At 58.7% G+C, this 12,397-nt stretch carries 9 protein-coding genes; 4 read left to right on the forward strand and 5 right to left on the reverse strand.

All coding sequences use genetic code 11. The features are described from left to right. Positions 1-101: 101 nt before the first annotated feature. The 5 genes from ACID345_RS25025 to ACID345_RS01980 form a co-directional block, all read right to left on the reverse strand. Positions 102-3,026, reverse strand: coding sequence for an FG-GAP-like repeat-containing protein (locus tag ACID345_RS25025; protein WP_011521192.1), 2,925 nt, complete (start codon positions 3,024-3,026; stop codon positions 102-104). 421 nt (positions 3,027-3,447) lie between these two features. Further along, positions 3,448-3,678, reverse strand: coding sequence for a hypothetical protein (locus tag ACID345_RS26530; protein WP_148209984.1), 231 nt, complete (start codon positions 3,676-3,678; stop codon positions 3,448-3,450). A 138-nt stretch (positions 3,679-3,816) separates the two neighbouring features. Next, positions 3,817-6,198, reverse strand: a complete 2,382-nt coding sequence (locus tag ACID345_RS01970; protein WP_228370721.1) for a TIM-barrel domain-containing protein — start codon at positions 6,196-6,198, stop codon at positions 3,817-3,819. 482 nt (positions 6,199-6,680) lie between these two features. Beyond that, a complete protein-coding gene (locus ACID345_RS01975) occupies positions 6,681-7,637 on the reverse strand; it encodes a dihydroorotate dehydrogenase (RefSeq protein ID WP_049762040.1) in 957 nt (318 codons plus the stop codon). Between the two features lie 78 nt (positions 7,638-7,715). Next, the gene (locus ACID345_RS01980; protein ID WP_011521197.1) at positions 7,716-9,311 is read right to left on the reverse strand and encodes an alkaline phosphatase family protein; all 1,596 of its coding nucleotides are present in this window, start codon (positions 9,309-9,311) and stop codon (positions 7,716-7,718) included. Positions 9,312-9,435: 124 nt separating this feature from the next. On the opposite strand from ACID345_RS01980, the gene serS reads away from it, so the two are divergent. The 4 genes from serS to ACID345_RS02000 all read left to right on the forward strand — a co-directional run bounded on the left by serS (position 9,436) and on the right by ACID345_RS02000 (position 12,365). Next, positions 9,436-10,728, forward strand: a complete 1,293-nt coding sequence (gene serS, locus ACID345_RS01985; protein ID WP_041855347.1) for a serine--tRNA ligase — start codon at positions 9,436-9,438, stop codon at positions 10,726-10,728. A gap of 41 nt (positions 10,729-10,769) precedes the next feature. After that, positions 10,770-11,135, forward strand: a complete 366-nt coding sequence (locus tag ACID345_RS01990) for a hypothetical protein (protein WP_011521199.1) — start codon at positions 10,770-10,772, stop codon at positions 11,133-11,135. A gap of 11 nt (positions 11,136-11,146) precedes the next feature. Next, on the forward strand, positions 11,147-11,839 hold the full coding sequence (locus ACID345_RS01995; RefSeq protein ID WP_011521200.1) for a LolA family protein: 693 nt from the start codon (positions 11,147-11,149) through the stop codon (positions 11,837-11,839). Positions 11,840-12,146: 307 nt separating this feature from the next. After that, complete coding sequence (locus ACID345_RS02000; RefSeq protein ID WP_148209985.1) at positions 12,147-12,365, forward strand: hypothetical protein; 219 nt, start codon at positions 12,147-12,149, stop codon at positions 12,363-12,365. The last annotated feature ends 32 nt before the right edge of the window (positions 12,366-12,397 follow it).

Genomic DNA, 12,397 nt, shown 5'->3' on the forward strand with positions numbered 1-12,397 from the left:
GGGGCACCGAAAGTCAGATGAGGGACAGAAGAAGAATGGCTAGATTTGGGCCACCCGCCATGGACTCCTTGTACTTCGGAGACCTATCGTATGCCTCTATTTTATTTGGCGGTATACGAATAGCTGTTCGACAGCCACTTCGTCCCATTGCGCGAGTACAAGGTCACGTACACCTTGCTCCCGTTCGTCGGGAGCCCGCTCACCGTCTTAGTCGTTGCGCTGCCGGCGTTCACAAATGCGAGGTCATGTGCCCCGGGCTTTGTTCCAATGTACAGCGAGTACTCGTTGATCCCCGTCCCCGCTGTCCAGCTAAATGTCACCGTGCTACTCGCCAAGGTCGTCCCATTGGCAGGCGACGTCATAACCGCTGCCGTCCCGCTACCCGACGCGTAGTAGTGGTACGTATTCTGCAACCACGTCTTGCCGTTGAGCGAGTTCAGCGTCACGTAGAACTCTTCGCCGTTCGTCGGCAGCCCGTTAACCGACGTAGTTGTCGCCCGCCCTGCATTCACGTAAGCGATCTCGTGGCTCCCTGCCGTCTTGCCGACATACAACGAATACCCGTCGGTTCCCGTTCCTTTCGTCCAACTGAATGCCTGCGTCCCGCCCGTCATCCTGGAACCGTTGGCCGGCGAGGTCATCGTTCCGGCCGTGCCCTTGCCGGACGTGACGTAGGTGTACGCGTTGGACTGCCACTTAGTCCCCATCCACGAGTACAGAGTCACGTACAACAGTTCGCCGTTCGTGGGCAGCCCCGTTACCGTTGCGGTCGTGTTCGTTCCTGCGCTTATATACGCAATATCGTGTGCGCCCGGTGTGCTGCCGAGATACAGACTGTACTGCGATCCCCCGATGCCAGTGTCCCAGGTGAACGTCGCGCTCGACCCTGTGAGCGGGGAGCCGGGAACAGGGCTGGTCATAGCCGCGGGGATACCCACCACATTGAACGTCGCAGTCACAGTCGCGCTCTGGCCGTAGTTGGGCGGCGCCAGTGCGTACGCATGGATCGTCGCTGATCCCATGTTGTAGCCGTAGATAGGCCCGTTATACGTAACGTAGCTTCCGCCCGTATCAATAGCACCCACCGCCAGGTAGTAGATCGTCGCCCCCGGCGTGCTGGACGTCAGCTTGATCGAATCCATGTAGGGCCGGATCGAGCCTGATGCCGGCGTGAATACCGGAGCCGCCGCCGGAGGCTGCAGTTCCGTTGGCGCGGAGATGCTCGCCAGGTATTTCGTGTCTCCCGGGTACTTGGCGACAACGTTATGTGGGCTCGTGCCGCCCACGGAAATCCCGGTCACTTGCGTCGTCGCCTGTTGCGCTGATGTCAGCAGCACGCTCGCGGTGCCATCGTACTGCGACGAATTCACAACATCAGTCAACCCGTCGCCATTCACGTCCATCAACAGGGCAATCCCGCAACATGGCAGGTACGGTGCTGGGTTCGAACTCACGGTAAACGTGCCGTCGCCTTTCCCCAGCAGTGCGTATGCGTTGGTTATGTTCGATTCCTGTTGGAGCATCAGGTCCGGGACACCATCTCCGTTGAAATCAGCGAGCCCGACCTGCAGCGTGTAATCTCCCAAGCCGATGGGACTCCCGCTCGCTTCCTGAAAGGTTCCGTCTCCGTTGCCAAGGAGTACCGCCACCCCTCCATTCCATAGAGGCACGGCGACGTCCGCCTTCCCATCGCCATTGAAGTCGGCTGTAACCATCACCATTGGTGCTCCAGCGGATCCGCCCGGACTGACCATGTTCGTCGGGCCCGTCGTGAACGTCCCATCGCCAGACCCGAAATAGACGCGGACCGTCTCGCTGAACGTCGCATCGAGTGCCGCGATATCAGTGATGCCGTCGCCGTTGAAGTCGCCCGCCACCATCGTCGCGAAGTTGCCCAGGATTAGCGTTTTCGACGTCGTCGGCACCTGCGTGAACGCCCCGGCGCCGTTTGCCAGAAATACACTGAGGGACCCCGCGCCGCCCGTAGCAAGGTCCGGAATGCCGTCACCATTGAAGTCGGCCACTACTACGGGTGGAATCCCGAGCCCATCGCCAAAAGGATTTGCAGGCGCTTCCGTGAAAGTCCCATCGCCGTTGCCGAGAAGAACGGTCAGCGAGTCATTGTGCCCGTGGCACAGCACCAAATCCGGAATCCCGTCTCCATTGAAATCCTGCGCCAGCACCGGAATACCCGCCGCGATAATCGGGCTCTTCGTCACTTCATTGAAATTGCCGGTGCCATTCCCAAGATAAATCCCCACCGGATTCGCCGTGTTGCTCAACTCCACAGCGATATCAGGATAGCCATCTCCGTTGAAGTCCGCTCCCACCATCGCGTTCGGTAGATAGCCGAGCGTCGACGTGTACGAATTCACCCAGTTCACCGCTGCTTGCGGAGTGGCCAAAGCTGCGGATGTCAGCACGGAGTTTCCCGTCGTCGTATCCACAAACGAAATCGTTCCCGTCGGCGCGGTAGCCGTCTTTGCTTTAGTGAATCCGTACGTCGTCGCGGTCAGCGTGTAGCCAACCGAAGGACCGAGCTCAGCAATCGTGGTAAAACTCGGCAGCTTTCCCGTCACAGTCAGGCTGGCCGTTGACGAAGTACTGCCGGCATACGCTGTAGTTGTCTTCGGAGTTCCTACGAAAACTGCCTTGTAGCTAAACGAACCCGGTGCCGGACGCAATGTGATCTTCGCTTTGCCGGAACTATTGAGTTGCGCCGTGCCTAGAACATGGATATCCGAACAGTGCGTCGCTGCGCCATCGCAGAAATTTACCTGTCCTTGCTTCACCGCCGTCGATCCTGCAAGCACCGTGGCGGTAAGGGTTACCTGGCTACCTGCACTGATCGTCGTAACGGCCGTGCCACCCGAAGTGATCGCAAGTGTGGTAGTCGTCGCAGTGCTCGCAAACGCAGAGCAACCTGACCCTATCAATCCCAACCACACCGCGGCCGCAATGCCGCGCTGGATGACTTTGGGTAAACCGGTAACTGTGTAGGCTTTCGAGACCAGGTACTTAAGCATGGTTGGAGATCTCCGAGCGGATCTGAGCGCCAAAAGACAGCTCTCTATCCATGCCAGCGCAGCCGACAGGAAACATCGCCCCAAGCCGTCCTAAAGCTCGTGAATCGAAGTGAGCATAGCAGAGTAGCTGGTGTGCGCGAATCAGGCGAATTGCTGGAGCGTTAGTTCTTGCACGAAATCGGGACAGACCAGTCGTTCCTCGCTTTCCATGCCCCGGATCATCCTCTCCCCGTCGCCGACAGCCCATATGCGCATTCCCGTGCCGCGATCACTTCCGCGCGGAGTTGTCCCGATGTGCAAGCTGTACTGGCTAACACGGCTCCGCTGTTCAGGATTGAAAAGCCGGGCTGATTTACAGCCTTCAACGTCCCAGCGGAGGCCTAGTACGCGGGAAACCAAGCGCGCAAACCGGCGGCAGCGTCTACGTCACCCTGTACTCGTTAATTTCAGGCGCGCACCACGCCATCACATACACGTTCTTCGCAGGCGGACAATCGGCAAAGGCCACGATGCTATCGCCCGCGCCGGGCTCTACCACTCCGGAGGATCCGCGACCTTCACTTGGACCGCGGGTACCGGAGTCACGCAATACAGCGTGTACATCGGATCCACTCCCGGTGCCCACGACATTCACTACGTCAACGCGAAACACGCACTGTCTACCAGTGTGACTGGACTACCCAGCGATGGCGGCACGATCTACGTCACGCTCTACTCGCTGATTGCGGCTAGTACCAGAGCGAAACGTACACCTACATCGCTGGGCCGTAGGCACGCGGGCAGGTAGCGTTCACTGCATCGGTTTCTTGCCTACGACCACCACAATGGACTCATCCGATCCGTTCCATGCTGGCACGCCTTCGTGTTTCAGTCGGCCCTCCGCGTCATTCCACATGAGCTTGGTGACGGAGCCCGCGCCTTTCTCGTACGCATACGTCTTGCCGTCATCCTGGAACAACGTGAAGCTCCCATTCGCTCCCGGATAAATCCGTACCGACGCGATCTTCTGCTCTTGCTGCGCGCTCTGCACCTCTGACCCAAACGGCACGATGCTTCCTGCCCTCACGAACAAGGGCAGCGTATCGATGGGAGCTTGCACCACGACCGTCTGCCCGCCGTGCAGCTTCTCATTGGTCCAGTAGTTGTACCAATCGGAGCCGGCCGGCAAATACACCGTTCGTTGCGTCGCGCCCTGTTCGGTTACTGGGGCGACCAGGAAAGCGGGTCCGTACATGTACTCGTCCGGAATGTCCAACGCCTTGGGGTCGTTGGGAAAATCCATGAACAGCGCGCGCATGTAAGGTGCACCCGTTTCATAGCTGCGATACGCAACCGAGTACGTGTACGGCAGAAGCTCGTAGCGAAGCTTCAGGTACTTCGTCAGAATCGGCTCGGCCTGTTTCCCGTAGGCCCAGACCTCGTTGTGCTTTCTCTCGCCGTGGGCCCGCATCACCGGATGAAATGCGCCCCATTCGAACCAGCGCACGAAGAGCTCGGGATAATCCTCGTAGCGGTCGATCACGTCGCGTGCGTCCGACCCGTCGATCAGGGGTTTGTGCTCGGCGTGGTGGTCCGCCGGAATTGCAGGCGAGAAGAAGCCTGCGATGTCCGTATCCCAATACGGCATACCGCTAGCGGTGAAGTTCAGCCCTGCCGGAATCGAGCGCCTCAGCATGTCCCATGTCGAAACAATATCGCTCGACCAGAAAACAGTGCCGTTCCTCTGCGCGCCGAGATAAGACGCTCGCGCCAGGATCATCAGCCTCTTGCTGTCGCCAAAATCGCGGCGAAACCCTTCGTACACCGACGCAGTATGAAACAGCGGATAGACGTTGTAGAAGCTCGTCCCCGGCCCGACCCAGAACACGTCATTCGCCGGATCGACGTCTGGCTCCGTTTCATCCAGCCACAGATCGTCGAAACCATACGGCTTTACATAACGGTCGCGAATCTGTTCCCACCACCACTTCGCAGCATCTGGGTTGGTCGTATCGAGGTTCGGTCCAATAATCTCTTTGTACCAACCGTGGTCAGGCTTTCCATCCGGCGTGTGGATCAGCCAGCCTTTCTTCAGCAGCATGTCGTAAAACTGAGTTCCCGGCGCAAAGTGCGGCCATACGCTCAGTAGCGTCCGCACATTCATATCGTGCAGTTGACGATTCATCCCAGCGGGATCAGGCCATCGTTTTGGATCGAGGTCCATTTCTCCTTGCCTGGTCATGTTCAGAAAATCAACCACCACCGTGTCGAGTGGAACCTTCTTCTCGCGATAAGTTCTTGCAAGGTCCAGGATCTGCCCTTGCGTCGGATAAATTGCCTTGCTCTGGATGTACCCATACGAGCCCCTCGGCAGCAGATGGGTCACTCCCGTCAACAACCGATAGCCCGCGTAGATTTGATCGCTGGAATCGCCGGCAATCACGAAGTACGAAACCCGGTCGCCAACGTCCGAGGTCCAACGGTTTTGTCCATTGAATCCCAAGTCCACAGTTGTCTTCGATGGATTGTCCCAGACCAGCCCATAGCCCCGGCTCGAAACCATAAACGGCACACAGACGTTCTCTCCACCAATCGCGCCGTAATCATGCCAGCAGTGGATCTGGTGATCGCGCAGATCCATCCAGCCCTTCTGTTGCTGCCCTAATCCGTAGTAGTGCTCGTCCGAGGGGGAATCAAAACTCGCTGAAACCCGGTACGTCTTCCCGCCCGATTTCGCCTGCGCTCCCTCTTGCTGCGGCGTCATGATCCAGGTGCGCATATGGAGCAGCATCTTGCCTTGTGGCGTTGTCACCAGCAGAGCATCGTGGTTTGGACCGTGATCTCCTCCGCCTCCGAAGTACACATCGCGAAGCTGCTGGTTCAATTCGTCGAGCGGCATCGGCCGTGGCAGCTTCTCCTTCGGCAGATCGCCCGGCGCAAGACGCACGATCATGTTGTCTGACCGGTACACCTCGCTGCCATCGGCGTCATGCTCGTGAGTCCATCCGGTTGGCGACGGTGCACCAACGATCCCAAAGCCCGGTGCGGCCGACGCCGCCGAGTTGTCAATGCTCATCGTCACGCGCAAAACGTTCGGGGCATACGGCACCAGCGAGATTACTCGGCCTTCCCGCTTCAATTCCAGCGGGCCGCCTTGGGCCAGCGTAACCCCTGCGAGGAGCAAGCTCAACATGGCGCTCTTCAGAAATCTCAGTAGCTGTCTGCTGTTCATAGAGTTCCCTCAAGGCACGTTCGCGAAACGCGGAACAGGCGTTCCAATCCATCGTAAGCCACTCGTATCGCCCTGTCTGCGATGTGTGCGGCTGGCGATCTCCTCGTTCCAGAAGCACTGGAAGAAGCTCGAATTCACCTATGCTGCGCCGACCGATCCGAGCTTCTTGGGTGGCGCTCAGCAGAGGTGGCGACGGAACGAGCCGAATTGGGAAATCCCACTAAGGGAAATGTTTTGTCGCTTTTAGCGAATGGAAATGTGGTGCCGGGACAGCAGATTCTTCGCAAGACTATCGCCGCGCTCTCAAGTTCGAGGGCGTGTGCGATGGCGTGGGCTCGACGCCTCGCATTTCAACACCTTGAGAGCGTGGTAGGAGTAGGGGGCCTTCGACTTCGCGGCCTTTGGCCGCTCCGCTCAGGATGACAGTGCCAACTGCAGCATCTTTAGGAGAGGAGCATTCCGCCGGTGAGTTCGGAGATTTTTTGGACTCGGTGTTCGAGGCACCATTTTTCTAGCTGGTCGACGAGGCGTTCGCTGGCGCAGGGGTCCCAGAAGTTGGCGGTACCTACTTCAACGGCAGTGGCGCCGGCGAGCATGAACTCGACGATGTCTTCGGCGGTGCTGATGCCGCCGATGCCGATGACCGGGATGGTGACAGTTTTGGCGGCTTCGTAGACCATGCGGAGGGCGATCGGCTTGATTGCGGGGCCGGAGAGGCCGGCGACGATGTTGGAGATGCGGGGTTTGCGGGTTTCGACGTCGATGGCCATGCCGACGAAGGTGTTGACCAGGGAGATCGCGTCGGCGCCAGCGTCCTGCGCAATTTTCGCCATTTGCGGGATGCTGGTGACGTTGGGTGAGAGCTTTACGATGAGCGGGCGGGTGGCGGCTTTTTTGGCGACGGTGACGACTTCGGCGAGCAGCGTGGGATCGGCGCCGAAGGTCATGCCGCCGTGCTGTGTATTGGGGCAGGAGACGTTGAGTTCGTAGGCGGTGATGCCTTCGCCGTCGTTGAGAATGCGGATGGTCTCTTCGTAGTCTTCGTTGCAGGTTCCGTAGACGTTGCAGAAGACGGGGACGTTTTTCAGTTTGCGCAGCAGCGGGAGCTTTTCTTCGACGAATGCTTTTGCGCCGATGTTCTGGAGGCCGATGGCGTTGAGCATGCCGGCGGCGGTTTCCCAAAGTCGAGGCGGAGGATTGCCGGGCATCGGTTCTCTGGAGAGGCCCTTGGAAACGAACCCTCCAAGCTTTTCGATGGTGACGATGTCTTCGAACTCCACGCCGTAGCCGAAGGTCCCGCTGGCGGCGAGCACGGGGTTCTTGAGCTTGATACCGCAGAAGCTCACGCTCATGTCAAACAGGAGCTCGTCGTCCTCGGCGGGTTTGGGTTGGGTGGCCATCGATTTCATTTTACGGGTCACAGCGGTGGAATCCCACGTCTCGAAATTCGCGAGACGTGGGGCACCCGACCGCAATTCTTATTTTACGAGATGCTTTTCTCCTGCGGGCGGATTCGGTGGGGGCTTGAGGGCTTCGGTCAGTACGCGTCCGGTTGCGGCGGCGGGTTTGTTGGTGCCGAGCAAAGAGGAGAGAGTGACGGCTAGGTCGATTGGTTCGCTGTGGCCGCGATAGACGCCGGGCGCAAACGGTACGCCGTAGAAGGCGAGCGGTACGTGGGCGTCGTAGCTGTAGGGGGAGAAGTGGGTGGTGCCGTCTTCTTTGGGGATGGTGAAGGGGCGCGGTTGGACCATGACCCACCAGCCGCCGTAGGGCGAATAGGTGTTGGCGAACTTGTGGCCCATGGGTGTCTCGGGGACGCGGCCTTTGGCGAGGTCGGACTTGGTGAAGTAGGCGAGTGCACCGGTGCGGACAGCGGCTTCGCCGACAATTTGTTCGGCGTCGGCTTCCTTGGTGTCGCTCCAGGAGGCTGGATCGAGCGAGATCATTGGGAGGCCGGCAGAACGGAGATATTTGCCGGGCTTGCCGGTGGTCTTAGCGATTTCCTCATTGAGCTTTTCGGTGAACTGCTTGGTGTCCATTTCACTGGCGGGCATGTGGAGAGTCTGGACTTCGCGCGGGACGGGGGCGACGCCGTGATCGGCGGAGAGGGCGAGCCAGACGTTATTCATGCCGAATTGCTTATCGAGAAACTGGAAGAAGCCGGCGAGTTGGCGATCGAGTTCAACGATGGAGGCGTGGAGGATCGGTGAGTCGGGGCCTACGGCGTGGCCGAGGATGTCGTTTTCGGAGAGGCTGATGACGAGCAGATCGGTGGTTGCGCGGGTGCCGAGTTTTTCGTTGGTGATGAGTGAGCGCGCGAAGTCGAGTTCTAGGTCATTGGCGAAGGGCGTGCTTCCGACGATTTCAAAATAGTCTTCGGGCTGGCCGTCCTCGTCGTTACGCGGGTTGGTGTTACCCATCACTTTGCCGGCGGCGTCTTTCCAGTCGCGGTTGAGGAACTTTTTGGCTTCATCGGAGTGATTGACGGCTTCAACCCATGGGGGGAGCGCCTTCATGTAGTAGTCGGAGGTGATCCACGCGCCGGATTTGCCGTCGAGCCAGTAGGCGGCGTTGGCGCTGTGGCCGGTGGGGAGGATCGCGGCGCGATCTTTCATCGAGATGCCGAAGACGCGAGAGCGGCCCTGGGTGGCCATGCGGAGTTCGTCGCCAAAGGTGTCGGTGAGGAGGTTGTGGGGCGAGGAGCCTTGGCCGCCTTCAACGCCGACGATATGTGTGGCTTCGTCGGAGACGCTGGTGACGCGCTCGTTGATCTGCGGGTCGAACCACTCATTGGCCATGATGCCGTGGCCGATGGTGTAGGAGCCGGTGCCGATCGTCGCGTGGCCGGGGCCGGTGACAAGGGTGGCGTAGTCGTAATAGCAGTCGGAAAAGTAGGCGCCGTGGTCGGTGAAGAGACGGAAACCTCCTTCGCCGAACTCGTTGTGATAGCGCTGGAGGTAGTCGCCGCGGAACTGGTCGATGACGATGACGACTACGAGCTTGGGATGGGCGTCGTAGGCGGAGGCGAAAGAAAGCTGGGAGAGGACGAGGAGCAGAAGCGCCAGGCGTTTCATGGGAGGGATTGTCGCAGATGCGAGGGAGGGCGTGGAAGCGGTGGAATCCCATGTCTCGAAAGGCGCGAGACATGGGGCACCCGATCACCGCCTGAAATCAGCATTTTTGATACTCTGAATGCTTATGCTTGACCTCGGATTCGTACGTGACAATTTGGCCCTGGTGGAAGAAAAGCTGCGGCAACGCGGCATGAATCCTGATGAAGTGCTGAAGGGCTTTCCGGAGATTGATGCGCGTCGGCGCGCGGCAATTACGGAGGCGGAGACGCTGAAGGCGCAGCGGAACAAGGCGTCGGAACAGATTGCGCAGTTGAAGAAGAACAAGCAGGATGCCACGGCGCTGATCGAGGAGACGAAGCAGGCGCGCGAGAAAATCGCGGAGTTCGAGAAGAATGCCGAGGCCGCTGAGGGGGCGATGTGCGAGATCCTGGTGAGTATTCCGAACCTGCCGCACGAGAGCGTGCCGGTGGGGAGGAGCGAACACGACAATCAGGAAGTGCGTCAGTGGGGAACCAAGCCGACGTTCGACTTCACGCCGAAGCCGCATTGGGAATTGGGCGAGGAGCTCGGTGTGCTCGACATGGAGCGCGCGGCCAAGATCACCGGGGCGCGGTTTGCGGTTTACTGGGACCTAGGCGCGAAGCTCGAGCGGGCGCTAATGAACTTCATGCTCGATCTGCATACGAAAGAGCATGGCTATACCGAGGTGCTGCCGCCGTTCCTGGTGAATGCGGATTCGATGTATGGCACCGGGCAGCTGCCGAAATTCGAGGCGGATTTGTTCAAGGTGCCGCACGGGGAGCGGAATCTTTACCTGATTCCTACGGCGGAAGTGCCGGTTACGAATTTGTATCGCGATGAGACGCTTGACGCGGCACAGTTGCCGACTTCCTTAACTGCGTACACGCCGTGCTTCCGAAGCGAAGCGGGATCGTATGGGAAAGATGTGCGCGGGATTATCCGGCAGCACCAGTTCCAGAAGGTGGAGCTGGTGAAGTTCACGAAGCCGGAGGAATCGTATGCGGAGCATGAGAAGCTGACGCGCAATGCAGAGGAAGTACTGCAACGGCTGGGGCTGCATTATCGGACGATGGTGCTTTGTACGGGGGACATGGGGTTCTCTTCGGCCAAGACCTACGATATTGAAGTGTGGCTGCCGGGACAGAATCTGTATCGTGAGATTTCCTCGTGCTCGAACTTTGAGTCGTTCCAGGCGCGGCGGGCGAATATTCGCTATCGGCCGGAGGGGAAGAACAAGACCGACCTCGTGCACACGATTAACGGCAGTGGGTTGGCGATTGGGCGGACTTGGGTGGCGATCATCGAGAACTACCAGCAGGCAGATGGGACGGTGGTGATTCCGGAAGTCTTGCGGCCGTATATCGGTGCGGAGCGGATCACTCCCCGAAAGCTGTAATTGCAATCGCGTAATACGACTTTTAGACTGAAGTAGCGTTTATGAATGTGTGGAAGACAATTAAGGGCTACCTGTGGTGGACGTATCCACGGGGGAGCCTGCATTACGACGTGATGGTGTCGTTGATCCTGCTGTTCATCTTTCTTGGACCGCGGTGGATCCACTTCGGGGACAAACCGCCCGGAACGGCGGCGCATCCTACGGCTGTCCTGGTGCAACCCGCGGGCGACCATCTGTTTATTTATCAGCTGGATGCGTCGGCGATTACGGCGACGACCGATCGGGCGATACGGCAGCAGCTGAAGAGCGTGATCGAGCCGTTTTCGGGAAGCATGGTGATCGATCGGTATGCAGTGGAGAAGACCGATGCGAACCATGCGGTGTATAAGGTTTGGGTGCATCGGTAGAAAGAGGCCTTGTGAAGACGAAATCGCTGATGGCTTGCGCGCTGTGGATGGTGATGCTGAGCGGTGCGGCGATGGCGCAGCAGGCGAACGGGCTTGAGGGTGTGCTCGCCAGCATGGATAAGGCCTCCGCGAACTTTAAAGCGATTGAGTGCTCCTTCAACTGGGACCAGTTCACTAAGGTCGTGAACGACACCGACACGCAGGCGGGGCACATGTTCTTCCGGCGCTCGGGCGAGAGCATCGAGATGGCGGCGCACATCGAGAAGCCGGATACGAAGATCGTGGTTTTCAGCAATGGCATCGTGCGTATCTACCAGCCGAAGATTGATACCGAGCAGAGGATTGATGCGGGGAAGAACCGCGCCGAGTTTGAAAGCTTCCTGGTGCTGGGCTTTGGCGGGAGGGGACACGACCTTAGCAAGAGCTTTGACGTGCAGTTTGGCGGGAATGAAACCGTTCAGGGTGTGACGACGGCGAAGCTGGTCTTGACCCCGAAAGAGGCGAAGGTCAAGAACATGTTCAACAGCATCATCCTGTGGATCGATCCGGCGCGGGGGATTTCGATTCAGCAGCAGTTCATGCAGCCGTCGGGGGATTATCGGCTGGCGAAGTACACAGATATTAAGGTGAACCAGAAGCTGCCGGATGATGCGTTCAAGATCAACACGACGCGGAAGACGAAAGTAGTTACACCGAACGGGTAGCAGGGGCTAAAGCCCGTTTTTTGAGCGGTGCGTGATCGGCAGCGCTGAAGCGCTGCCCTGATACAAAGCTTCGATCTGAGTGCTTTCCTGATCAAAGAGCGCTGCCCTGATACAGACCTGGAACCCCGTATACCCCTGATTCCAAGCTCAAAAATCTGCGCCGCAGCCACAAAAGTTGGCAATTCAGGTACTTGCGAATCTGCTTGCGGTTTCGCGACCGGGGGCTATACTTCGTGCAACTAAGGCCGTTTTGGGGTCGTCAAACAGCAGAGCGGCAGAAATCCCCCCGATGTACAAGGTGTCCCGAATGGGTAGAGTTGTCGTCATTCCCGCACGGCCGAACCCTGAACGCATTAAGCGCGTGCAGACGAGCGACCGGAAATATATTGACGGGCAGAAGCTGATTGTCGAGGCGATGAAGTACCTGGCTCAGAGTGATCCGGAAAACAATCGTCCTGCGATTGAGTTGTTGTCGGAGCACTTCCGGACGCGGTTCCGGATGAGTGACACGCCTCTGGAATCCTAGGCAGGGAATTCTCGTAAAAGGTTGAGAACAAA

This window comes from Candidatus Koribacter versatilis Ellin345 (assembly GCF_000014005.1).
Lineage (GTDB): Bacteria > Acidobacteriota > Terriglobia > Terriglobales > Acidobacteriaceae > Korobacter > Korobacter versatilis_A.

Coding starts and splice junctions, on each gene's coding strand:
- ACID345_RS01970 (WP_228370721.1), bottom strand. CDS start 6,198: ATGTTGAGCTTGCTCCTCGCAGGGGTTACGCTGGCCCAAGGCGGCCCG.
- ACID345_RS01975 (WP_049762040.1), bottom strand. CDS start 7,637: ATGGCCACCCAACCCAAACCCGCCGAGGACGACGAGCTCCTGTTTGAC.
- ACID345_RS01980 (WP_011521197.1), bottom strand. CDS start 9,311: ATGAAACGCCTGGCGCTTCTGCTCCTCGTCCTCTCCCAGCTTTCTTTC.
- ACID345_RS01990 (WP_011521199.1), top strand. CDS start 10,770: ATGAATGTGTGGAAGACAATTAAGGGCTACCTGTGGTGGACGTATCCA.
- ACID345_RS25025 (WP_011521192.1), bottom strand. CDS start 3,026: ATGCTTAAGTACCTGGTCTCGAAAGCCTACACAGTTACCGGTTTACCC.
- serS (WP_041855347.1), top strand. CDS start 9,436: ATGCTTGACCTCGGATTCGTACGTGACAATTTGGCCCTGGTGGAAGAA.
- ACID345_RS02000 (WP_148209985.1), top strand. CDS start 12,147: ATGGGTAGAGTTGTCGTCATTCCCGCACGGCCGAACCCTGAACGCATT.